Consider the following 23,631-nt stretch of genomic DNA (forward strand, 5'->3'; position numbering starts at 1 on the left):
CTAGAAGTCATCCAACAACCCTGCTGAAAATTGCATGATTGGTTCTTCCGCCGAGGAATGCCTGTTCAGCAGGGAGATGGCGCATGGCCTGGCGAGAATTGACCGAGAAGCAGTGGGCGGAAGTCAGCAAACAACTTCCTCCGCGCAAAGCCGCTCCGAAGGGCGGCCGACCTTGGGCCGACGACCGCAAGTGCTTCGAGGGTATCCTCTGGATTCTTTGGACCGGAGCACAGTGGAGCGAATTGCCTCCACGATACGGGAAAAAGAGCACGGTCCATCTGCGGCTGGGCCAATGGACCAAGGATGGAACGCTGGAGAAGCTCTGGCGGACCTTCCTCGCCCAACTCAACGAGCGCGGCCAAGTGCGTTGGGACGAGTGCTTCCTGGACGGGACCTTCTTCAGTGCCAAAAAGGGGGCCTCAAAGTCGGCAAAACCAAGCGCGGGAAGGGATTGAAGCTTATGGTTCTGGTTGATGGCCAGGGTACTCCGCTCGGAGTTCACTTGGACTCGGCGTCCCCGGCGGAGGTCAAGCTCGCGGAAGTCACCCTCCAGACGGTCAGGGTCAGCGGTCTCGGTCCAGGTCGTCCCCGCACTCGTCCCGAGCGCGTGATCGCCGACAAGGCTTACGACAGTGATCCGCTTCGAGAGCGTCTGGATAGGCGCGGCATCGAGTTGATCGTGCCGCATAGGCGCAACCGCAAGAAGGCGCCGACGCAGGACGGTCGGCCGTTGCGACGCTACGCGCGGCGCTGGATCGTCGAGCGGACTAACGCGTGGCTCCAAAACTTCCGACGCCTCGTCGTTCGCTACGAGCGATCCGCTTTGACCTTCTTGGGTTTGGTTCATATGGCCTGCGCGCTCATCGCGCTCAAGCGAGTTGTTGGATGACTTCTAACTAATGGATAGAGCGGCCGGCGGTTCGGTGAGGAATATCTTAATAGCCGCCGCCGCTCATCCTCGGCGTTATACGGTCAGCAACGGTTGGACATTCGAACCTCATGACTAAGCGAGAGGGCTTCTGGAGGTGCCGAAAGTGCGGAGCGAAGTATGATCGTGAAATTAAATGGTATGAGTTCGGCTGAGGACGAAGCGCCGTGGACGGCAAAGGCATCAAGTTTGAACGGCAACTGTTTCCGGAAACAGTTGGACGGAAGCACTCGCGGAGGCACCGTCTTGCGAAATGAGAACTGGAGCGTTAAGCGCAGGCAGCAGTCGCACGCTGACCATTCGATCCTGCGGACGCGCGCGTGGCAGGAGAATTCGCGGACCTTCATTCAAAGTGACGGCGAAACGAAAACCCACCCCTAGAACTCCGCATCGCCTGCCCGCGGATCTCCGCCAAGCCGTCGCGTCCGACGCCGCCGCGAGGACCGTCTGGGCCGACATCACGCCGCTGGCGCGCAACGAGTGGATCTGCTGGGTGACATCCGCCAAGAAAGAAGCGACGAGAACTCACCGCATAGCGGTCGGTCTTGATAAGATGCGCAAAGGCATGCGCCGGCCCTGTTGTTGGCCGGGCTGTCCTCACAGGTGAGGCGATGAACATAACTGCGATCCCATTCGGCACTACGGACTGGTCTCAAGTCGAGCGCGTCGAACATAAGGGCGAACGCGGGACGGCCTACTGGCAAACCCGGGAGTTCGGCCCCATCCGCGTACGCGTGGTCGAGTACTCGCCGGGTTACCTGGCCGATCACTGGTGCGCGAAGGGCCACATCCTGCTGTGCACCGACGGGGAATTGCAGACCGAGCTCAAGGACGGCCGTCGATTCACGCTCAAGCCCGGCATGAGCTATCAGGTCTCGGATAACGGCGAACCGCATCGTTCGTACACCGAAGTCGGCGCGAAGATCTTCATCGTGGATTGAAGGAAGACCATGAACACCCCCATCACCGCCCTGATCGCCTGCCTTCTCTCCGGATGGCCGGAGGCGCCCAAGTGCCACGAGGAGCTGGCCGCCAGGGGGCCGGCGGTCGTCGGAGAGGTCAAACCGGCCCTGCTCAAGGCTCTGCGCGCCGATCCCGGGCTCGAGGCGCGCAAGCACAATAACGCCGTGGCGCTGACGGGATCGGCCACACATCGCGACCCGGCACATGCCAAGACCGGAGAGCTGAGGAAGGCGAAGGCGGCCGCCGAGGAGCTGGGGCGATTGGGCGCGTGGAAGCCTTTGCTCGCCCTGGGCACGATCACGGCGGTCGAGGGCCTGGCGATGCTCGAGGAGCCTCCGGCGAAGGTGCTGAAGGCGCTGGCCCGCTGGACGGGCGGGAAAGACGACCGCCTGCGCTACGCGGCCGCGAACGCCTTGAAGGGATACGGCCCGAAGGCCGCGCCGGTCGTGCCGGAGCTGATCGCCCTTCTCGACGGCAAGGACGGCGCCCGCTTGTCGGCGCTGCAGATCCTCGAGCGCATCGGACCGGCGGCGAAGGCGGCGGTGCCGCGCCTGGGCGTCCTCATCAAGGATAAGGACTGGAGCTCCAGCTCTTATTCGACGCTGAAGGCGATCGGGACGCCGGAAGCGGAAAAGCTGATCGACGACAACCCCCTGTGGGTGCCCGTCTCGCCCTGAGGCGACCGGAGCTGTAAGCTTCCCGCCCGCGCCGCGGTATGGGGAAAGCATGCTCACGGCTTTGACGGTCGGCGTCCCCCTCGTCCTGATCATCATGATCTCGTTGGCGGGAGCCGTCCTGGCCTCCGAGCCCTTGATCGGCTCGCTCCTGCTCGCGCTGCTCGCGGTGTTCGTCCGCGTGGGCTTGCGCGTGTCGAGGGACCAGGCCCGGCCCCGCTGGCTCCGCCGCCTCTCCCTGGCCTCGGCGCTCGGCGGCACGCTGTTCGGCGCGCTGACGGTCCCGTCGGCGTTCATCGGCTCGGCGCACGAGAGCTTCGCGGCCTGGCACGCGTCGGGAGGCGGGCTGAAGCCGGGCATGACCGTGGAGGAAGCGCGCAGCGTGCTCGCCCGGAAGGGCACGGTGACGGAGATCGGTGTCGGCCATGCGAAGGATTTCCACGGAACGCGTTTCGAGATCGAGCCGACGGGGCTGGCGGCCTTCCGGTTTCAGTTCCCCCTGGCCGAGCTGTACTATCTCGACGTCGCGCTGGACGAGAAGGGCCGCGTGGCCGCGGTGAAGCCCTGGAACGACTAGGCACGACTCCATGCGCTCATACATGACGGCCGCCGCGGCGGCGCTGCTCGCCGGATCCTTGGCGGCACGGGCCTCAAGGTCGGAGCGCGCCCGCCGAAGGAGGCCGTGCTCGAGGAGCTGGCGGATTTCACCGCCATCGTGGTCATGGCCTACGGCAAGCCGCCCGTGCTGTACGCGACGCGCTCGTCCTATGCGCGCTACCTCGCGGGCCGGAGCGCGGGTTATCCCCTGTGGATGCGGGACGTCTTCCGACGGCCGGGACGGGGATGGACTTTCTGGCAGTACGCCGACAACGCCCGCGTGAACGGGGTCGCCGGCCCGGTGGACCGGAACGCGTTCCACGGCGGCGAAGCCGAGTTCAAGGCCCTGCTCGAGGCGCGGGCCGTCAGTACAGCGCGTTGACGGGGGCCGCGTACGAGATGGGCCAGGGTCCGCCGCGCTCCCCGCGCTCGTCGGTGGACCAGCCCAGGCTGTCGGCGAGGTCGAAGCCGGCCCAGGCGTGGCGCAGGCCGTCTTTCGAGTCGTACCAGCGCAGGTCGAGCAGGCGGGATTTGAGGGAGGCCTCGTTGCCGGCCTCGATGGTCTTCACGAAATCGAGCTCGGGCTTGTCCTCGGGGCCGACGTAGTAGAACGCGACGGAGCCCGTGGCGTGGCAGGCGGGCTCGGAGGAGGCGTCGCGGTAGACGATCCCGATCCACGAGGCGACGGAGTACACCGTCAGCATCGAGGGCGTCGCCCGGCGCACGGGACGCGCGAGATGCTCCGTCAGGCGCGCTTCGGGGACGGACAAGGACGACGAGGAGACCCACTGGGCGTCGGGCGTGCAGGACACGGCGGCGCGGCAGGGGACGGCGGAGGAGAGGACGAGAGCCAGGGCGAGGAGCTTGATCATGAGACCATGATACCGGGGACCCGCCCGGGACGCCTGAGACGAAAGGGGCCCCCGCCCCGAGGCAATCGGTCTACACCGGAGCGGTGACGCTTGCCGGCGGATCAGCAACCGTTCCGGTTTCCACGACCATCCGCTCCCACTCGCGCCACAGCAGGATCGCGACCGACGCCAGTCCCGCGACGAGGCCGAGCCACAGGCCCGTCGCCCCCCATTTCAGGCCGAAGCCGAGGGTCGCGCCGATGGGCAGGCCGATCAGCCAATGGCCGAGCAGGTTGATCAGCAAAGGACGGCGCGTGGAGCCGAGGCCGCGCAGGGCGCCGGTCAGGACGGCCTGGGCGCCGTCGAAGACCTGGAAGGCGGCGCCGCAGTACAGGAGAGGAGTGGCGGCCGCGATCACCGCGTCGTCGGCGCCGAACAGGCCGAGGATGAGGCGCGGAGCCGCGGCGAAGGCCAAGCCCGTGGCGGCCATGAACGTCACGCTCATGATCGTCGCCGCTCGTCCCGAGGCCGTCGCCGCGCGCCGATCGCCCCGGCCGAGCGCCTGGCCGACGCGCGCCGCCGCCGCGTGCGAGAGGCCCATCGGCACCATGAAGGTCAGGCTCGCGAGGTTCAAGGTGAGCTGATGCGCGGCCAAGGTCTCGGCGCCCAGGCGCCCGACGAGCGCGGTGACCAGCGAGAACACGGCCACTTCGACGGCCATCGCCGCGCCCGCGGGCAGGCCGAGGGCGGCGACGTCGACGAACAGGCGCCGGTGCCAGCCGTGGAACTTGAAGGCGATCGCCTTAAGGCGTCTCCACGACGCGGCCGCGACGACCGTGAACATCGTCGCGTTGGCCGCGAGCGTGGCAAAAGCCGAGCCGGGCACGCCGAGCTTGGGCGCGCCGAGGCTGCCGAAGACGAGGAGCCAGTCGAGCGCCGCGTTGACGAGGTTTCCCGCCACGATCGCGACGAGCAAGGGCGCGGTCACGCTCATGGACTGGAGGAACTGCCGGCAGGCGACGAAGCACAGCCCGGGGAACACGCCCCAGCGCAGGACCGCGAGGTAGCCGACCGCGCCGTCGGCCGCGCGCGGGTCCACCCCGATGAAGCGGAACGCCGCCCCGGCAAAGCCGAAGAGGAAGAAGATCGGCAAGGCGACGGCGAGCGCCAGGACGAGCGTGTGCACGAGCAGCTGGCCGCACAGGTCGGGGCGGCCGGCGCCGAAGGCCTTCGAGGAGTGGCTGTCGATGCCCATGACGACGCCCATGCCCACGACGAAGCAGGTGAAGTAGGTCATCGAGCCCAAGCCGACGGAGGCGATGGCGACGGGCCCCAGGCGGCCGACGAACAGCATGTCGACGGTGCCGTACAGCACCATCCCGATCTGGGTCAGGGCGATGGGCCCGGCGAGCTTGAGCACGGAGCGCGCCTCGGGCCACGCGAAATCGATCTTCACGGTGTATTTTACGATTTTGCGAGCCTGACACCCAAAATCCTCGTCGGTAAGGTAAAATCAACGACCATGATCGACCGATACCCCTCTCTCATCGCCGCCGAGCTCAAGCTGCCCGCCGCCGGAGTCAACGCCGTGATCGGCCTGCTCGACCAGGAGGCGACGATCCCGTTCATCGCGCGCTACCGCAAGGAGGCCACGGGCAACCTCGACGAGGTGGCTATCACCTCGGTGCGCGACCGCCTGGGGCAGCTCAAGGAGCTCGACGCGCGCAAGGCCGCGATCATGAAGTCGCTTGAGGAGCGCAACTTGATCACGCCCGAGCTGACGGCGAAGGTCGTCGGCGCGGCGACGCTCGCCATCCTCGAGGACATCTACCTGCCCTACCGCCCGAAGAAGCGCACGCGCGCGATGATCGCCAAGGAGAAGGGCCTCGAGCCGCTGGCCGAGACCCTCTTCGCCCAGGGCCCGGGGATCCCCGAGGAGCTGGCCAAGGCCTTCATCGACGCGGAAAAAGGCGTCAAGGACGCGGCCGAGGCGTTGGCCGGGGCGCGCGACATCATCGCCGAGCGCGTGGCCGAGGACGCCCCCGCCCGCGCCCGCCTGCGCGAGGTGTTCTTCGCCAAGGGCGAGTTCCACTCGAAGGTCATCACCGGCAAGGAAAACGAGGGCGCCAAGTTCAAGGACTACTTCGACTGGAAGGAGCCGGCGGCCAAGGCCCCGTCCCACCGCGTGCTGGCGATGCGCCGCGGCGAGTCCGAGGGGTTCCTGTATATGCGCGTGTCGGTCAGCGAGGAAGACACCATCCCGATGCTGCAGGGCCTGTTCGCCAAGGGCGCGGGCCCCTGCGCCGCCCAGGTGCGCCTCGCCGTCGAGGACGCCTACCGCCGGCTGATGTCCTTCTCGATGGAGACCGAGGTGCGCCTCGACACGAAGAAGGCGGCCGACCGCGAGGCGATCGCCGTGTTCGCGCGCAACCTGCGCGAGATCCTGATGTCCTCCCCCCTCGGGCACAAGGCCATCCTGTCGCTCGACCCGGGCTTCCGCACCGGCTGCAAGCTCGTCTGCCTCGACCGCAACGGCAAGCTGCTGCACCACGACGTCGTGTACCCGCACACCGGCGAGGGCGGACGCGCCGAGGCGGGGCTCAAGATCAAGAAGCTCGCCGCTTTGCACAAGAGCGAGGTCATCGCGATCGGCAACGGCACCGCCGGGCGCGAGACCGAGGAGTTCGTGCGCGGCCTGAACCTTTCGGGCGTCACCGTGGTCATGGTCAACGAGAGCGGCGCGTCCGTGTACTCCGCCTCCGAGGCCGCGCGCGAGGAGTTCCCCAACGAGGACCTGACCGTGCGCGGCGCGGTCTCCATCGGCCGCCGGCTCATGGACCCCTTGGCCGAATTGGTCAAGATCGATCCCAAGTCGATCGGCGTCGGCCAGTACCAGCACGACGTGGACCAGAACGGCCTCAAGCGCTCGCTCGACGACACCGTCGTGTCCTGCGTCAACAGCGTCGGCGTCGAGGTCAACAGCGCGTCGAAGGAGCTGCTGTCGTACGTTTCCGGGTTGGGGCCCGTGCTCGCCAAGAACATCGTCGAGTACCGCAACGAGAACGGCGCTTTCGCCTCGCGCGCCGCGCTCAAGAAGGTCCCCCGCCTCGGGCCCAAGGCCTTCGAGCAGTCGGCCGGCTTCCTGCGCATCCGCGACGGCAAGAACCCGCTCGACGCGAGCGCCGTCCATCCCGAGCGCTACGAGATCGTCGAGAAGATGGCCGCCGACCTGGGCACGACCGTCTCGGAGCTGATCGCCAGCGCGTCTTTGCGCTCGAAGATCGACATAAAGCGGTACGCGACCGCCGAGGTGGGCGAGCCCACCTTGCGCGACATCCTCGCCGAGCTGGCCAAGCCCGGCCGCGACCCGCGCCAGGGCTTCGAGGCGTTCGCCTTCGGCGCGGTCTCCAAGCTCGAGGACGTGAAGCCCGGCATGAAGCTGCCCGGCATCGTCACCAACGTCGCCGCCTTCGGCGCGTTCGTGGACATCGGCGTCCACCAGGACGGCCTCGTGCACGTCAGCGAGGTGTCGGATAATTTCGTGAAGGCGCCGTCCGACGTGCTCAAGGTCGCTCAGCGCGTGCACGTCACCGTGCTCGAGGTGGACCTGGCGCGCAGGCGCATCGCGCTGTCGCTGAAGAGCAAGCCCGTCATCGGCAGCCGCGACGACCGGAATTCCGCGAACGCCGCGAGCCGGGGCTCGTCGTCCCGCCCCATGCAGGCCAAGCCGCAGGAGGCGCCGGTCGGCGCCATGGCCGAGGCGCTCAAGGCGATGATGTCCAAGCGCCGGCTTTAAGGACTCTTAGACGCCGATCAGCCAGCGCGAAAGCCCGTCGTTCCAGGCCTTGCGGTCCGCCTCGTCCCAGGGCAGGGCCTCGGCGCCGTTGATGATGGCGGCGAGCTTCTCGTTGGGGCCGGCGCGCTCGAAGAGCCTCACCGCGCCGCCGGGCTCGGAGATCGCGGCCGCCAGGTAGCGCGAGAGCGCGGCGCCCGCGGCGGGGCTCAGGCGCGCGAGGACGAAGACGGGCTCGACCGAGGCCATCGGCTCGGCCTTCTTCTTCTCCCACCAGTTCCCGGTCTCGGCGGCGGCTTCCTTGGGCGCCGCGAGGCGCTTGTCGGAGCGGAGGGTCCGCTCGAAGAGGCGGCGCCAGGCGTCGGGGCCGGCCCGCTCGACGACGGCGGCCGCCTCGCTCGTCTCGGCCGCGGTCAACGTTTCCCCGCGGACGGCCTTGGCGAAGGCGTCGGCGCCGCGGCGCTCGGGAGAGGACTCGTCGCGGCCGAGGTAGGCGGACAGGAGCTTCGGGTCGCCGAGGACGAGCTGGTAGGCGGCGTCGGAGCGCGGGATGGCGATCATGCGCCGCGCCGAGAGCGAGGCGAGCAAGGAGGACACGCCCGAGATGCCGCCGTCGGCGTAAGCCTTCCGCCAAGCCTGTATCCCCTCGGAGTAGTGGTTGTCCTCCACGTCGAGCCAGCGGCGGCGGCCGCTCGAGATCCCGGCCAGGTCCATCGCGTCGCGCGGTCCCAGACCCAAGGACGGAGCCATGGCGAGCATGCGCTCGGCCAATATCTGTTCGCCGGTGACCGCGAAGCCCTCGGTCATCGCCGAGTAGGCCGAGGTCATCGGGTGGTTCTCCTTGCGGCGCGTGGCGTCGTCGAAGAGGACGTGGAAGTACTCGTGCGCGTATTCCATCAGGTGCGAGATCTTCTGCTGGATGAGCGGCTCGTGGGCGCCGCCGAAGGCGCTCGGGACGTTCCCGTCGGAGTTCGCCCGGATCGGGTTGATCTCGATGAGGTGGCCGCGCTCGGGCGTCCAGGTGTGGCCCGTGGACGGACGCTCGCCGTGGTCGTAATCCGCCCGCGCGGGGACGCGGCGGTACAACGAGGGCAGAAGGCGCGCGATGAGCGAGCGGCCGGCGGTCGCGACGTAGCCCAGGCCCGGCGTCGTCGGCGCGGCGGCGAAGGTCGCGGACAGGCCGCTCCAGGCCGCGGCCTCGGGGGCGAGCTTGCCGTCGAAGGCGGAGTCGAGCGCGTCGGACTGCCGGGCCCCGGAGGCGCCCTCGGCGCCGCGGGCGGGTGCCAGCGACTCGGCCAACGCCTTGAGCTCTCCCTGCGAGGGCAGCTTCGCGGGCGCGTTCTCCTCGGGGGTCATCGCGCGGGCGGCGACGATGATCGCGGGCGCCGGAGCCGCGATGACGGGAGCGGCGGGAACGACGAGCGAAGGCCGCGCGCTGAGCGTGAGCGTCGGCGCGCTCGGCGCGAGGATGATCCCCGGGGCCGAGTTCCGGCCGAACGGCGCGCCGGGCATGATGATGCGCGGCGCCTCGCGGACCGCCGCGGCGGCGGTGCCCGCCTGGGCGCGGACGAGGAGGAAGGGAAGGGCCAGGAGAGGGAGCGATCGTCTCATGACCTCAGTGTAGACCCGCCGCCGGCCTCTGCCCTGAGCCGAACGGCCTAGCGGGGCGGGGCCGTTTGGCGGCCGATTCCCGACTGTTTCCGGAAACAGTTCCGGAGGCCGGGGACTCGCGCCGGCGCGAGCACGAAGGAATCACGCCGTGAGGCGTTTGACTTCCTCTTCCTTCAGCTGGATGGAGGCCTGGACGGTCTCCATCTCCTCGCCGACCTTGGTCACGCGCGCGAAGTCCTCGTAGAGCTTCGGGTCGGACATGTCGTGGGCGATGCGCTCGAGCTCGGCGTGCAGGCGGTCGAGCTCGGCCTGGGCCTTCTCGAGGGCCTTCGCGCGGCGGCGGGCTTCCTTGCCGGCCTCGTAGAGGTTCTCGGCCTCCTGGACGGCCTTCTGCTCCGCGGTCGGCTCCGGCTTGTTCTTCTCGGCCTCGGCGTCGAGCTGGGCCTGGCGGTGCTGGAAGTACTCGAAGTTGCCGGGGAACACGGTGATCTTGCCCTGCACGACGTGGACGACGTGGTCGGCGACGGCGTTGAGGAAGTACACGTCGTGGCTGATCGCGCAGATGGTGCCCTCGAACTTCTTGAGGGCCTCGACGAGGGCCTCGACGCTGGTGAGGTCGAGGTGGGTCGTCGGCTCGTCGAGGAGCAGGACGTTGGGCGGGTCGAGCAGGAGCTTGGCCAGCTGCAGGCGGCTCTTCTCTCCGCCCGAGAGCACCTCGACCTTCTTGTGGACGGCGTCGCCGGGGAACAGGAAGGTGCCGAGCACGGTGCGCGTGAACAAGTCGCCGTTCGTGCGGCCGACGCTCATCGCCTCCTGAAGGACCGTGCGCTTGGGCTCCAGCTGGCCCTCCCGGTGCTGGGAGAAGTAGCCGACCTTCACGTTGTGGCCGAGCGTGCGCTCGCCGGAGTCGATCGGGATGATGTCGCCGATGACTTTGAGCAAGGTGGACTTGCCGGCGCCGTTCGGCCCGACGAAGGCCATCTTCCAGCCGCGCTCGAGCTCGAAGTCGAGGCCCTCGTACACCTTCGTGGGACCGTAGGACTTATGGACGTTCTTGAGCTTGAGGACGGTGGTGCCGGTGCGGCCGGGCTGGGGGAAGGAGATGCTGACGGCCTTCGTCGAGGGCGGCAGCACGATCTCCTCGATCTTCTCGAGCTTCTTCATGACGCTCTGCACGCGCGACGCGGTGGAGACGCGCGCGCGGTTGCGCATGATGAACTCCTTCATCGCGTCCATCTCGTCCTGCTGCTGCTTCCAGGCCGACAGCAGGCGCTCGCGGGCGGCCTCGCGCTCGGCGAGGAAGCCGTCGTAGTTCGTGTGGTACTTCTTGAGCTTCTTCTCCTCGACGGCGACAATGGCCGAGCAGACGTTGTCGATGAAGGAGCGGTCGTGCGAGATCATCAAGATCGCGCCCGGGTAGGACTGGAGGTACTCCTGGAACCAGACCAAGGTCAGCAGGTCGAGATGGTTGGTGGGCTCGTCGAGCAGGAGCAGCTCGGGCTCCTCGACGAGCAGGCGGGCGAGCGCGGCGCGCATGGCCCAGCCGCCGGAGAGCTCGGAGAGGTGGCGGTCGAAGTCCTTCACCAGGAAGCCGAGGCCCATCAGGATCTTCTTGGCCTTCGCCGTCTCGCGGCCGTCGGGGTCGGCGCGGTGGGCGAGCGCGGTCTCGAGCACGGTCTCCGGACCGATCGGGGGGTTCTCCTGGGGCAGATAGCCGGCCTTGGCGCCGCGCTTCCATTCGATGGAGCCGCCCTCGAGCTCCTCCTCGCCGAGGAGCATCTTGAACAAGGTGGTCTTCCCCGCCCCGTTGGGTCCGACCAAGGCGAAGCGGTCGCCGGCGTTGAGCTGGAGCTCGGCGCCGTCGTAGAGGACCTGGTCCCCGAAGGATTTCTTGATGCCGCGGACGGATATCACGAGGACATTTTAGCTTCTATGAAGCCTCGTCCGCGCGGGCCTTTCGGCCCAGCTCCCGGCGGCGGCGCTCCTCGCGCTTGAGGTCGCCTCCGGTCGGCAGGCGCCCCGGCTCCTCGGGCCCGGTCCGGCGGGAGAAGAAGACCGAGCCGACGAGGCACAACGACAGGCAGGAATGGACGGCGAGCCCCGCGCCGTCCGGGCGCCACCGGCTCAGGAGCCAGACGAAGGCCGCCTGGCCCGCGACGATGAGCGCCGCCTTCCTCCAGCCGAGCGGCTCGGGGGAATAGTTGTCGATGAGGAGGGCGGCGTACGCCTCGATCTCCTTGAGGCGCCGGTTGAGGGTCTGGCCCTTCGAGGTGACCGGGAGCAGAAGGAACAGGGCCATGACGTTGTGGACGAGCATCGCGATGTGCGCCCCGAGGTACGACGCGGCGAGGATCACGACCCAGCCGCGGTCCGAGCGCTGCAGGGCGGCGAAGTCGCTGTAGGGGAAGCGCACGGCCCCGACGACGACGAGCGCGAACAGCGCCCACAGGTACAGCCCCAGGCGCATGGCGCGCCCCGGGCGATGGCCCGTCGCGGCGGCGCCGGCGACCGCCAAGGTGGGGAAGAAGGCGACGAGGCCGGCGGGGAGCAGCGCGAAGTTTCCCCACCACGCCCGCTCGCCCGCGACGAGCAGCGAGATCCAGTACGTCGTGGTGATCGCGAGGATGAGGCCCTCGTTCATGGCCGCCGGCGCGTGGGCGGCGACCATCGCCGCGGCCATGAGAAGCCCGAAGCCCATGCCGATCTGATACGCCCCGGGATCGCCGCCCATCGCGGTCGGCAGCGCGGCGAGCAGGCAGACGATCATCACGAGCGGGGGCATGGCCCAGACCCAGGATCGCGGCGAGCGCGCGTATCCCGCCAGGGCGAGCTGCCCGGAGACGCCGAAGAGCACCCACGTCGACGGCGAGACGAACAGCGCGGAGAGCGTCGTCACCGGAGGAGCCCGCGCAGGCGCGCCTTGGCCTCGGGAGAGAGGGACGGCCCCGCCTCGGGCGCGCGCGAGGCGCCGTGGCGGATCAGCGCGAACTGCGCGAGGACGCGGCGGCACGCCTCGCACAGGGACAGGTGGAGGCGGACGTGCAGGCCGAGGGGCCGTCCGGAGTCGAGGGCCTCGGAGAGATGCCTGGAGACGTCGCGGCAGGACGGGAGGAACTTCACGCGGCCGCCTCGGGCGCGAAGTGGCTCTTCTCCAGGCAGCGGCGCAGGCGCAGGCGCGCGCGGTACAGGAGGACGGCGAGATGGCCGCGGGAGACGCCGAGGGCGGCGGCCGTCTCGTCCGGCGCCAGGCCCTCCATCTCGCGCAGGACGAAGGCGCGGGCGACGCCGGCGGAGAGCGCGTCGAGGCAGCGGCGCAGCGCGGCCGCGAACTCCGCGGTCTCGGCCTTCCGGGCCGGCTCTCCGCCCCAGTCGCCGGGCGCCTGGGAGGATTTCCAGTGGCGCGCGTCGAAGAACTCGCTTTGGGGGTCGGCGTCCTCGTCGGACGGGAGTAGCGGGACCTCCTTGGCCTGGCGGCGGTAGAGCTCGAAGACCTTGTTGCGGAGTATGCCCGTCATCCAGGTCAGCTCGGAGGAGCCGCCCTGGAAGCGGTCGCGGGACTTCAGGGCCGCGAGCAAGGTCTCCTGCACCAGGTCCTCGGCGGCGCCTTCGTCGCGCACGCGGGACAGGGCGTAGCGGAACAGGCGGTCGCCGTAGGCGTCGACCCAGCCGGAGGGATCAGTCGTCATCTGTGTATGAGTGCGTCGAAGCGCCCCGGGATGTCAGGGCTTCCTGAGGTCCTCGGAGCGGTCGACGGGCACGCCGTAGCGCGCCAGGATCGCGGGCATGACCCTCGCGGCCGCGTCGGCGTCGAGGACGATGCGCGTGCCCTTGTTCTCGCCGTAGCCGGAGTAGTGCTCGCATTCGATCTCATGGCTGCCTTCGACGCGCGCGTCGAAGGCAGCCACGAGATCCTTGAGATTCCCGATCAGGCGGCCGTTGACGCGCGTGACGGGCGCCATCGACCAGTTGTGATAGCCGCGGTTGAAGTCGTGGGCCAGGACGTGGGAGATCACGACGACCTCGGTGCGCTCGGGCGCGGGCATCCCGTCGGCGGACAGGGAGCGGACCCGGAAGCCGGCGCCGCGCGCGGCGATGAGCTCGTCGGAGAGCGGCATGAACACGAGCCCGCCGGCGATGAAGTACGAGGGCTTGGCGTCGTAGCGGGGCCCGGGGACGAGGTCGGCCGACGGCTTCATCGGGATCTTCACGACCTGCTCCCTGCCGCCGCGCACGACCACGGCGTCGACCTTGTCGCCGACCTGGCGGCGGCTGACGAGGTCGGAGAAGTCGATGCGCTCGTCGTCGCGGAACGGGATGGTCCCGTCCTGGCCGATCTTGACCCCGTCGATCTTGGTCAGGGCGTCGCCCTCCTTCAGCGCGTCCCAAGCCGAGGCGCCGTAGGCGACCTTGGTGATGAGCACGCCGCTGTTGTCCGCCGGGAGGCCGAGGAAGCGGCGCAAGCCGTCGTTCTCCGCGCTCTGCCACCAGACGCCGAGGTCGGGGATGCCGTCGTAGCGCCCGTCCTCGATGTCCTTGAGGAAGCGCTCGATGATCGGCATCGGCACGACGTAGCCGATGTTCTGCGCGCCGGCGCTGTGCTGGAAGGCGATGCCGACGAGCTTGCCGTCCCGGAAGACGGGTCCGCCGGAGTTGCCGGGGTTGATCGCCGCGTCGGTCTGCACCGCCAGCAGCGCGCGCGCGGAGTGGGAGTAGGTCGTCACGCCGACGCGCGAGACGATGCCCTCGGTGACCGAGAGGTCGGTGCCGCCGATCGGATAGCCGTAGACGGCGACCTTGTCGCGCTGATAGGGAAGGCCGCCGAACTTCGCCGGGATCGTGCCCTCGAAGAAGGACTCGTCGTCGACGGTAATCACCGCGGTCTCGCCGTCGTGCCCGACGAAGGCGACGCGCGCGGGGTACTTCTTGATGTCGCCCGACTTGCGCACCGACAGGTAGGCCGCGTTGGCGACGACGTGGCCGTTGGTCAGGATGCGCCGTCCCTCGATGACGACCCCGGAGCCGGTCCCTCCCCCCTGGCGGCCGGGCTGCCACGGCTGGGCGTAGTCGGGGTTGCTGGCCGTGAAATGGATCTGCACCGTCGCGCGGCGCATGTCGCGGTCGTTCGACGCCGCGGAGGCGGGGATGGAGCAGAGGATAAGGAACATCTGGAAGATTCGGCTCATGCGTCCATCGTAACAATTTTGGTCTTGCGGCCGGCTGTCCCGCCTGCTATATCCACGGGGAATGAAAACAGTCGCGGGCGCCCTGTTCGCCGCCGTCAACTTCGTGTACGCCGCCATCTTCGGCGGGCCGATCGACGGCTCCTCCTGGGACGTGAAGATCAAGCGGGACGGCTTCTTCCACTGGGGCACGAGGAAGGAGACCCTCGTCTTCCACGGCGGCAAGCTCGTCGTGGCCGGCGCGGTGAGCCAGGGCTACTCCCCCACCCTTTACCAGGCGAGCGCGGAGGAGAACGGCGCCGCTTTCGCGGCTATCCTCAATAGTCCGAGCCGCGACGCCATCGAATGGTCGGGCCGCGTCAACGGCGACCGCATCGCGGGCGTCGTGATCGTGCGCGAGAGGGACGGACGTGTGGTACGCTATGCGTTCACCGGCGCAAGAAAAGCCGGGTAAGCCATGGCCAAGACGCGCATCGTCGCCCTCAACAAGCCCTACGGGGTCCTGACCCAGTTCACCGACAAGGACGGCAAGCCCACCTTGTCGAAGTTCGGGCTCCCCGCCGGCGTCTATCCCGCCGGCCGCCTCGACTTCGACAGCGAGGGGCTGCTGCTGCTGACCGACGACGGCGGGCTCGTGCACCGGCTGACGGACCCGCGGCACGCCCACCCGCGCGTGTACTGGGCGCAGGTCGAGCGGGTGCCCGACGAGATCACGCTCAAGGAGCTGCGCAAGGGCGTCATGCTCAGCGACGGCAAGACCTTGACCTGCGGCGCGCGCCTGCTCCCCGAGGAGCCCGACCTGCCGCCGCGCAACCCGCCGATCCGCTTCCGCCTCAACGTGCCGACCGCCTGGATCGAGCTGACGATGATCGAGGGCCGCAACCGCCAGGTCCGGCGCATGACCGCCGCGGTGGGGCATCCCTGCCTGCGCCTCGTGCGCGCGGCGATCGGCAAGGTGTCTCTGAAAGATCTGCCGCCAGGCAAATGGCGCTGGGTGGACAAGCGCGAGCTCGCCGTCGCCGCGAAGCGCTAACCGCGCCGCCGCTACGAACCGGATTTTTTCAAGTACTGACCAAAGAGGTCGTCGACGAGATGCGGCCGCGCCGCTTGAGCGTCGTCGAGGATCGAGTAGACGCCGACCCAGCGATCCTTCGGATCGAGGACCCCGAACACGCGCGCGGTGTAGCGCTTCCAGAAGTCGTCGAGGACGCGCAGTCCCGCGGGCGTGACCCGGGGAGCCTGCTTCAACCGCGTCATCTCGGCGCCGTTGACGAGGATGAAGGAAACTCCCTCCTGCCGGATCTTCCGCGCCAACGCCGCCCCGTCGGCGGATTCGTCGGCCCAGGATTCGAGAGCGGTACGCTGGTCCGGCGACGATAGGATCGCCTCTCTATTCAGGTAGAAGCCGCGGGACTCGCTGTATATCAATACTTTCGCGTTCGCCGGAGCCTGCTTATTCAGGAACTCATAACCGGCATACGGCGGCGGCGGATAAGAAATAGTCGTGTGGCCCAGGTAGTCGCCGAACTCCTTGGCGCCGAGATAGACCGGAAGTTTCCCCCTATTCGAGTCCATGACGGCCCAACCCAACGCCGAAAGGACGGCAAGACCAACGGCGCCGATCCGGAAGCTCCTCGCGGCCCAACTCGATTGCAGACCCTCGATCAGATAGGCGACGAGGAGCGCCAGGACGGCAAGATGCGGAATGAAAAAGCGCGTCATAGGAGACAACACGCTCAATGGAACCCAAGCTGCAGCGGCGAATACCGCGACGAGCCTCCCCCCACGTTCGAATGGAAACAACAGAAGGGCCGGAAGAAGAGCGAGGTAAACCGGACCGGTGGTCTGAGTGAGGTCGTCGGCCGGCTTCAGGAAATCCCAAGGGTGCCTCAGATAGCTCCAGAACCCCGCCGGCGTCAGAAACCGGCCTAGATCGGTCCCAGCCGCGCTGATCTGACGCCAGTCCGGTACGGCCGCGCCTGCAGGGGCAAACCGCTCATGGAAGAACGGGTAAAGCGGATTCCCGTAGAAGAATACGTTCTTCAACACCCACGGCACGATGAGGACCATCGCGATCGCGCCGCACGCAAGCAGCCGCGCCGTGAAGCGCTTTCGCTCCTCCGCGGTCGACAACCTCCCTCCCGACAACAACGGGATCGCGGCGAGCGCCAGCAGCCACGCCGGATACTTGGTCGTCATGGCAAAGCCGAGGAAACTACCAGCCAGGACGATCGCGGGCATGGATAACCCGTTTTGTTCCTCGGCGGCGACGAGAAGCCCGGTCAGACAGCACAGCTCCATCAAGGCCCATTCGAGACCGACGGAGACCCGAAACGACTCGCCGATGACGACGGGCGTGGCCGCGAAGATCAACGCCGCGAGGACGCCCGCTTGGGGGCGGCCCAGCCGCCGGCTCAATCCGACCAAAGCGACGCAGCACCAAAGAAGAAGGCTGCAATGCAGGATGGAGGCCGCGATGCCCCATGGTTCGATCGCGAGGGCCAGCCCCGAGAGCATCTGCGGAAGGGCCGGAACGCCCGAATACGAGTTCGACGGCGTCGGGTATACCCCGCCGTGAAGAAGATATTGCGCGGGCAAAGCCAGGTGATACACGAGCGCGTCGTAGAACGTCTCGGGAATCAGCGCGTAGCGCAAGGAGTACAGCCAAACGAGCACGACAAGGGCGCCCGCGCAGGAGCCGAGAGCGTCCGGCTTCGTTCTCGTCTGCGTGAGAGCGCGCCGCACGGACAGGAACAGCTCCCGTAAGCCCGGAAAACTCAACACCGCCAAAGCGGCCAATGACGCGGTCAGGAACCCGCCGCTCCAGAGACCGCAAAGACCCAGGAGCAACAGCAAGGTTCCGACGGAACCGTACCCCAGGCCGAAGCTCAGAGCCGCCTCTTCCCAAGGGTTGTGCGCGACGAACCGGGAGGTCCTCAGAAGCAGGCGTCCGACGCCGAGCAGCGAAAGGGTGATCGTCGCGGCCGCGAGAAGACGCTTGACGTGCCCCGCGGCCGCATGCGCCGCCGGGATGAACGCGAAATCATAGCCGAGCCAGCGGCCGAAATACCGGCCGAAGTCCTGGCCGCTGACGATCTGATGGACGACTACGATCGTCCAGACCGCGGTCGCGGCGACGATGAGCGCCGCCGACCCCGACCGCGGCGGCTTGACCTGAGCTCGATCCTGTTTGCGGCGTTCTTCCGGGTTGGCGATACGCAATCATACCGCTTTCCGGTCCTCGTTCAGAAAGAAGCGCGCTGCGAGCCGCGCTAAGAGTCGACGCGATCGGCTTCGAAAGACACACGGGAGGCCCACTCTCCGGTCTTTTTGTCCAGGAGGCACTTTAAAAAACTCAGAGCCCGTCCGGCATCAAGGAACATAGGGCTTATGTAGTCGCCCGCTTCGTTCCTCCAATGAAGCACCCAAAAATCCAGGTCGCCCCAGTGTTCCAGTCCAAGGTCCGCGTGGAACTCCAGGTCCGGGTCCTGGTTGTCCTCGCCTCCCGTCAGCTTCAGTTTTACGGACGGCGCCATGCACGGCCCGCAATCCGGAGAACGGGAAAGCCCTTCCTCCGTCAGTCTGACCACGGCTTTGCGGAAGGCCTCGAGGGCGCGCAATTCCTGCTCGACGGGGTATGCGCCGTCCACGAAGGCCCGCACCGTCAACGCGCAGTCGACCTCCAGGTAACGCGGCACCGGCCGAAGATACTCCAGATGGGCGATGATCACGAGATCGTCGTAGGTTTTCTTCATGACATTCACCAGCGGGCGCCGAGGCTGAACCTGTGTGAGCGCCCGAGCTCGCCCGAGGGTAGGATCGCGTAGTCGAGGCTCCACTTCTCGTTGCGCAGGCCCAGGCCCAACGTCAGGCCGCGCGCTACGTCGAAGCCCGAGCCGCCGGTGACTGCCGTCTGCGTCGTGTAGCCTCCACGCAGGTACACGTTCTTGATCGTCTGGTACTCGCCGCCGAAGGAGGCGTCCGTCCCCGCGCCGCGCGGGCCGTTGACCACCTCGGCCGCCGCCGCGTGGCCCCCGGCGAACCTGTAGGCCGCGCCGAGGGCGAGTCTCAACGGCAAGTCGTTGCGCTGGTCCTGGAACTTGAGGCCGGGGCCGAGGTTGCGCAGCGCCGCGCCGAAGCTCACCCTGTCGAACGCGCGCTTGGCGCCGATGTCCACGGCCGCTCCCTGCGCCTCCGTTCCGCCGATATGGCTGCGCAGGTACTTGATGGCGGCGCCCAAATCGGCGATCTCCGTCTTGCGGGCATAGCCCAGGCTCAGCGCCGCGTCCGAGGCGTCGTAGCCCGCCGTTTGCCGCCCTGAACTGTCGCGGCCGTCGATCTTGCCCTGACTCAAGTAGGTCAGACCCGCCGCGAAGATCCCCTGGCTGGTCGGATGCGCGTAGGCCAGGAAGTCGAGGCGCGTGCTTTCGAACATCTCGGCATGGCTCGCCGTGAACTCCCGCTTTTCGAGCTTGGCGAGCCCCGAAGGGTTCCAGTACAGCGCGCCGGCGTCGTCGACCAGCGCCGTGTAGGCCCCGCCCATGCCCAGTCCGCGCGCGCCCACGCCGATGTCGAGGAAAGACGCCGTCTCGGCCGCCCGGGAGGTCTGAGAAGCGAGAACGAACAAAAAAGCGGCGAGAAGAGTGATCTTCATCGTATCACTCCGACCTTCCCGGTCTTGCGCACGTCCGCTTCTCCGGCCTTCTTGGCCGTGATCACGAACGTATAGACTCCCGAGCCGACCCCGGAGACGTCCCAGACGTGATCGTAGGTGTTCTGCGCGCCCTTGCCGTTTCCGTCGTCGATCGCGCCGCGGAACCTGAAGTCCGAAGACGAGTGCACCTTGCGACCCGACACGTCGTAAACGCGCACCTCGATCGAGTCGGCCGAGCCGGGCTGCATCCGGAAGGTCACCGGCGAGCCGTTCCGGGACGGATTCGGGAAGGCGTAGCCGTCGCGCAGGCCGAAGTCGTCGACGGCGGCCACGCCGATGCCGCCCAAGCCGCCCACTTGGTAAGCCGAGAAATGGTTCGTCTGGGCGCTGACGGTCTTGTTTTGTTTGTCCACCGTCGAGGGCATGACCTGCCAGTCCTTGAGGCCCGGGTTCCAGTAGTAGACCTTGAGGTCGTCCTCATTGATGCCCAAAGAGGCGATGAGGCTGGCGTCGTAGGGTACGGTGAGCGTGACGGGCGTGTTGAACGTCGTCCCCTCGGGGCCGTATTGAACTTCCTCGGAGACGGCCTTGATCTTCATCTCCCGGCGCTTGGCCTCCTTCTGCGCCTTGTCCTCGTTCTCATCGCCCTTGTCGACCGTGATCTCGAGGTCGGCGGCCAAGGCGCCCTTGGGCACGCGGACTCCCGCCCCGTCGTCGCGCGAGACCGTGGCGCCGTCCTTGTGGTCCACGACGCGGCGCGCGGGCTCCACCGACGAGGACGAGAACTCGCCGCCGCCGGCCGAGTAGGCGGCCACGCCGTAGCCGCCCGAGGCCGGCAGCGCGTAGCGCACGATGCGGTCACGACCGGTGTCGGCGACCCAGATCGAGCCGTCGGGGGCCACGGCCGCGTCGATGGGCTGGGTGAGGTAGCGCTTCGCCTTCTTGTCGGCCTGGCTCAAGCCGGCCTTCGAGCCGAAGGCGAGCAGACCATTGCCCCGCGGGTCGAACTTCTGGACCCGGTCGCGGTTGGGCTCGACGACGTAGAGCGCCCCGAAGCGGTCCGAGACCAAGCCGCGGGTGCGCGAGATCTCGCCCACCGCCGAGTCGGCGTCCCCGATGGTCTTGATCAGGCCGCCCGACCGGCTGAAGAGGTGGATGATCTGGAGTTCCTTATCCGAGACCCACAGGCCCTCGGCGGTCAACGCGATGCCGCGGATCTCGGACGTCGAGAGCAGCACGTCCTGGCCGAACTGGCGCAGGAACGCGCCGGAGGCTCCGAATACCTGGACGCGGCGGTTGCCCGAGTCGGCCACGTAGATGTCACCGTTGCCGTCCACCGCGACATCAAAGGGATGGCGGAGCTCCCCGAGGCCCGAGCCGGACTTCGGGCGGCCCTGGCCGTCCCTCTTGCCGAGCTGCAGAAGAAGGGTCTGTCCGTCCGGCGAGAGCTTGACCACGCGGTTGAGGTCCCGGTCGGCCACGTACAGGTTGTCGGCGACGTCCAAAGCCATGCCTTGAGGAGTCTTGAAGCTCAGGCCGCCCGCGTCCTCATCCTCGTCGTCGTGGTCCTTGTCCTTCTTCCCATGCTCCTTGGCCCGCCCGCTGTGTCCCGGGGCCTGGCCCACCGTCCCGAGCAGGACGCCCGCGGGGCTGATCAGAAGGATCTTGTCGTTCTCCGTGCTCGCCACCCACACCGCCCCGTCCGAGCGCACCGCGATGCCGGTCGGCCCTTTGAGCGTCGAGACGATCGCGTTCGAATCCTTGCGGCCGATGGCGAAGTTGAACACCGGGTTGCCCACGAAAACGGTTCCCGTCGCCGAGGCCGAGTTCCCGAAGGCGTCGGTCGCGCGCAGGCGCAGCGTTTGATAACCGGAGAGCGCGGCCGTGTTCCAAGTCGCGATCAGGCCCGAGAGGTTGCCCGCGCCGGAGGCGAGAGTGGCGAAGCCGCCGGTCGCCTCGGCGCCCGGAGCCGTCTCCAAGGTCCACGTCAGCGCGCTCGCATCCGAGACCGCGCCTCGCACGTCGATCACGCCGCCGACCGCCTGCTCGACCCCGAGAGTCAAGGTTCCGGGGTAATCCAGGCGCACGAGCGGCGGCGTCGTGTCGGAGAACGGGCTCGTGACGGAGACCGAGACGATCCGCGTCACCTCCAGGTTACCCGCGCGGTCGCGGCTGCGGAAGGCGAGAGAATGGCCCCCAGGCGAAAGCGTGAAGGTCGAGGTGAACACGCTCTCGACGGCGCCGTCCAACGAGTAGAGCGTTTCGAGAATGCCCGTGCCCGCGTCCGCCGCCGCGAAGCCCACCGTGTCCGTCGAGGTCAGGACCAAGCTGCCACTCACGGCGACATGGCCGTTGATCAGAAGCGCAGTGACCGGAGCGACTGAATCCAGCACAAAGGTCGAGACCGCCGAGGCACGGTTCCCCGCCAGATCGGCGATCTGGAGCGTCACGGCATGAGCGCCCTGGGCGAGGGGCGCGCTCGGAGTGTAGCTGGCCGAGGAGGCGGTCACGACGGCCTGCGCGGTCACATCGACGCCGTCGAACGACATCCTGACCGACGAGGCGTCGATGCCGCGGCCGGCGTCCGAGTAGACGGCGACGATCGCAGAAACGGCGGTGACGGTACTCGAGTTGACGGGCGTCAACGAGACCGACGGCGGGGTGACGTCGTAGGCCTGCACCGTCAGCGCGACGTGTCTCAGGGATTCGACGTTACCCGCGAGATCGACGCTGTGGAAGGCAAGCGTATGCAAGCCGGGCGTCAGGCCGAAGGTCGAGGTGAAGACGGTCTCGACCGCGGAGCCGTCGAGAGCGTACCGCGTCTGAAGCACGCCGGAGCCCGCGTCGGAGGCCGCGAAGGACAACGCGTTCGTCGAGACGAGGACCAGGCTCGTCGAAGCCGCCGGCAAACCGTCCACCAGCAGCATCGTCGACGGAGGGATCGAATCCACCAGGAACGCCGCGTCGGCGCTCGACCAGTTGCCAGCGAAGTCCGCGACACGAGCCGAGACGACGTGGACGGCCTGGGCCAAGGCCGCGGCGGGAACGAAGGTCGCCGATGAGGCCGTGACGGCGGACAGGCTCGTCACATCCACACCGTCCAGCACGAGGCGGACGGTGGTCGGATCGACGCCGCGGCCGAGGTCCGCGTAGACGGCGCCGATCACAGGGGTCGCGACGGTCACGGTGCTCCCATTCGCCGGAGTCAACGCGAGGGCGGGCGGATTTACGTCCGGACCGAAGACCGTCAGCGAGACGACCTTAGCCGTCTCGGCGTTGCCGGCGAGATCGACGCTGCGGTAAGTCAGCGTATGCGCGCCCGCCGACAAGGTGAACGTCGAGACATAGACGCCCTCGGCCAAGCCGTCGAGCGCATAGCGCGTCTCGAGGACGCCGGTCCCGGAGTCCGCCGCGATGAAGCCCAAGGAGTTCGTCGAGATGAGGACCAAGGTGCTCGCGCTCGTCGAGAGGCCGTCCACCAGGAGCGTCGTCACGGGCGCAAGAGAATCGACCAGGAAGGTGGAAGCGGAAGCGCTCTGATTACCCGCCAGGTCGCTCACCTGGACGACTATGGTGTGCGTCGCCTGCGAGAGCGCGGAAGACGGAACGAATACGGCCGAGGAGGCGTTTATCGCCGCCAAGGGCGTCACATCCAGGCCGTCGAGGCTGAGGCGAACGGACGAGAAGTCCACGCCGCGACCGACGTCGGAATAGGCGGCCTCGATCCGCGGCGTCGCCGTCGTGACCGTGCTTCCGGCCGCCGGGGTCACCGCCACGGACGGCGGAGTCGCGTCATAGAGCAGGACGTTGATTGCGGCATTGCGAGGCGACTCGGCGTTGCCCGCCGCGTCGATGCTGTAATACGTAAGAGAGTGCGCCCCAGCCGCCAGGCTGAACGGCGAGCCGTAGACGGTCGAAGCTCCCCCGTCGAGCGAATACGCCGTCTGAGCGACGCCGGTGCCCGCGTCGGCCGACGCGAAGCCGAGCGAGTTGGTCGAGACGATCACCAAGGCCGTCGTCGACGCCGCGAGGCCGTCCACCTGGAGGGTCGTCACCGGCGGCAGGGAGTCCACGAAGAAGCGCGCCGAGGCGGATGCCTCGTTTCCGGCCAGGTCGACGAGCGAGATCGCGACGACATGAGCGCCCTGCGCCAGCGCCGGCGCGAAGGTCGCCGAGGACGCGGAGACGACGGCCTGAGTGGTCACGTCGACGCCGTCGAGGGTCAGGCGCACCGAGGAGACGTCGACGCCGCGGCCCGAGTCGACGTAGGTCGCGACGACGACCGGCGCGGCCGTCGTGATCGTGCTCCGGTCGACGATGGAGAGAGACGCCATCGGGGGCGCCGCGTCATAAAGGAGGACGTCCAGAGCGGTCTGACGC

At 68.1% G+C, this 23,631-nt stretch carries 19 protein-coding genes and 2 pseudogenes; 9 read left to right on the plus strand and 12 right to left on the minus strand.

What is annotated here, in order from left to right:
* Positions 1–83: 83 nt before the first annotated feature.
* The 6 genes and pseudogenes from HYV14_12665 to HYV14_12690 all read left to right on the plus strand — a co-directional run bounded on the left by HYV14_12665 (position 84) and on the right by HYV14_12690 (position 3,544).
* A pseudogene (locus tag HYV14_12665) lies at positions 84–889 on the plus strand (IS5 family transposase).
* Between the two features lie 292 nt (positions 890–1,181).
* Positions 1,182–1,535 carry a YdeI/OmpD-associated family protein gene (locus tag HYV14_12670; protein ID MBI2386842.1) on the plus strand — a complete coding sequence of 118 codons (354 nt, stop codon included), beginning with the start codon at positions 1,182–1,184 and terminating at the stop codon, positions 1,533–1,535.
* A 4-nt stretch (positions 1,536–1,539) separates the two neighbouring features.
* Positions 1,540–1,869 (plus strand): DHCW motif cupin fold protein, encoded by a 330-nt coding sequence (locus HYV14_12675; GenBank protein ID MBI2386843.1) that lies wholly within the window; start codon positions 1,540–1,542, stop codon positions 1,867–1,869.
* A 9-nt stretch (positions 1,870–1,878) separates the two neighbouring features.
* Positions 1,879–2,568, plus strand: a complete 690-nt coding sequence (locus HYV14_12680) for a hypothetical protein (GenBank protein MBI2386844.1) — start codon at positions 1,879–1,881, stop codon at positions 2,566–2,568.
* 49 nt (positions 2,569–2,617) lie between these two features.
* Positions 2,618–3,142 (plus strand): hypothetical protein, encoded by a 525-nt coding sequence (locus HYV14_12685; GenBank protein ID MBI2386845.1) that lies wholly within the window; start codon positions 2,618–2,620, stop codon positions 3,140–3,142.
* 105 nt (positions 3,143–3,247) lie between these two features.
* Entirely contained in the window at positions 3,248–3,544 is a 297-nt protein-coding gene (locus HYV14_12690) for a hypothetical protein (protein MBI2386846.1), read from the plus strand.
* Here HYV14_12690 and HYV14_12695 read toward each other — a convergent pair.
* Positions 3,528–4,034, minus strand: coding sequence for a hypothetical protein (locus HYV14_12695; protein MBI2386847.1), 507 nt, complete (start codon positions 4,032–4,034; stop codon positions 3,528–3,530). The genes HYV14_12690 and HYV14_12695 overlap by 17 nt on opposite strands.
* Before the next feature lie 70 nt (positions 4,035–4,104).
* Entirely contained in the window at positions 4,105–5,469 is a 1,365-nt protein-coding gene (locus HYV14_12700; GenBank protein ID MBI2386848.1) for an MATE family efflux transporter, read from the minus strand.
* Between the two features lie 66 nt (positions 5,470–5,535).
* Here HYV14_12700 and HYV14_12705 point away from each other — a divergent pair, with 66 nt between their 5' ends.
* Complete coding sequence (locus HYV14_12705) at positions 5,536–7,809, plus strand: RNA-binding transcriptional accessory protein (GenBank protein ID MBI2386849.1); 2,274 nt, start codon at positions 5,536–5,538, stop codon at positions 7,807–7,809.
* 6 nt (positions 7,810–7,815) lie between these two features.
* Here the strand turns inward: HYV14_12705 and HYV14_12710 are convergent, their stop codons facing one another.
* The 6 genes and pseudogenes from HYV14_12710 to HYV14_12735 form a co-directional block, all read right to left on the minus strand.
* The gene (locus HYV14_12710; protein MBI2386850.1) at positions 7,816–9,417 is read right to left on the minus strand and encodes a hypothetical protein; all 1,602 of its coding nucleotides are present in this window, start codon (positions 9,415–9,417) and stop codon (positions 7,816–7,818) included.
* Between the two features lie 456 nt (positions 9,418–9,873).
* Positions 9,874–11,331, minus strand: a pseudogene (locus tag HYV14_12715) (ABC-F family ATP-binding cassette domain-containing protein).
* 16 nt (positions 11,332–11,347) lie between these two features.
* Positions 11,348–12,313 carry a hypothetical protein gene (locus HYV14_12720; protein ID MBI2386851.1) on the minus strand — a complete coding sequence of 322 codons (966 nt, stop codon included), beginning with the start codon at positions 12,311–12,313 and terminating at the stop codon, positions 11,348–11,350.
* Positions 12,310–12,537 (minus strand): zf-HC2 domain-containing protein, encoded by a 228-nt coding sequence (locus tag HYV14_12725; protein MBI2386852.1) that lies wholly within the window; start codon positions 12,535–12,537, stop codon positions 12,310–12,312. Before HYV14_12725 ends, HYV14_12720 begins: the two co-directional genes overlap by 4 nt.
* A complete protein-coding gene (locus tag HYV14_12730) occupies positions 12,534–13,103 on the minus strand; it encodes a sigma-70 family RNA polymerase sigma factor (protein MBI2386853.1) in 570 nt (189 codons plus the stop codon). The genes HYV14_12725 and HYV14_12730 overlap by 4 nt, the downstream gene beginning before the upstream one ends.
* Positions 13,104–13,136: 33 nt before the next feature.
* Complete coding sequence (locus HYV14_12735; GenBank protein ID MBI2386854.1) at positions 13,137–14,600, minus strand: trypsin-like peptidase domain-containing protein; 1,464 nt, start codon at positions 14,598–14,600, stop codon at positions 13,137–13,139.
* A 61-nt stretch (positions 14,601–14,661) separates the two neighbouring features.
* Here HYV14_12735 and HYV14_12740 point away from each other — a divergent pair, with 61 nt between their 5' ends.
* Together HYV14_12740 and HYV14_12745 are read left to right on the plus strand one after the other, a co-directional pair.
* On the plus strand, positions 14,662–15,051 hold the full coding sequence (locus HYV14_12740; GenBank protein MBI2386855.1) for a hypothetical protein: 390 nt from the start codon (positions 14,662–14,664) through the stop codon (positions 15,049–15,051).
* Positions 15,052–15,054: 3 nt separating this feature from the next.
* A complete protein-coding gene (locus HYV14_12745) occupies positions 15,055–15,630 on the plus strand; it encodes a pseudouridine synthase (GenBank protein ID MBI2386856.1) in 576 nt (191 codons plus the stop codon).
* Positions 15,631–15,641: 11 nt separating this feature from the next.
* Here HYV14_12745 and HYV14_12750 read toward each other — a convergent pair whose 3' ends face one another.
* Genes HYV14_12750 through HYV14_12765 form a run of 4 tightly spaced genes read right to left on the minus strand, consistent with a single transcriptional unit; the run spans position 15,642 to position 23,585 of the window.
* Entirely contained in the window at positions 15,642–17,819 is a 2,178-nt protein-coding gene (locus HYV14_12750; GenBank protein ID MBI2386857.1) for a hypothetical protein, read from the minus strand.
* Between the two features lie 50 nt (positions 17,820–17,869).
* Positions 17,870–18,352 (minus strand): hypothetical protein, encoded by a 483-nt coding sequence (locus tag HYV14_12755; protein ID MBI2386858.1) that lies wholly within the window; start codon positions 18,350–18,352, stop codon positions 17,870–17,872.
* Positions 18,353–18,357: 5 nt separating this feature from the next.
* On the minus strand, positions 18,358–19,251 hold the full coding sequence (locus HYV14_12760) for a PorV/PorQ family protein (protein MBI2386859.1): 894 nt from the start codon (positions 19,249–19,251) through the stop codon (positions 18,358–18,360).
* Positions 19,248–23,585, minus strand: a complete 4,338-nt coding sequence (locus HYV14_12765) for an Ig-like domain repeat protein (GenBank protein MBI2386860.1) — start codon at positions 23,583–23,585, stop codon at positions 19,248–19,250. Before HYV14_12765 ends, HYV14_12760 begins: the two co-directional genes overlap by 4 nt.
* Positions 23,586–23,631 lie beyond the last annotated feature (46 nt).

The sequence above is a fragment of the Elusimicrobiota bacterium genome (assembly GCA_016182905.1).
Taxonomy (GTDB): domain Bacteria; phylum Elusimicrobiota; class Elusimicrobia; order UBA1565; family UBA9628; genus GWA2-66-18.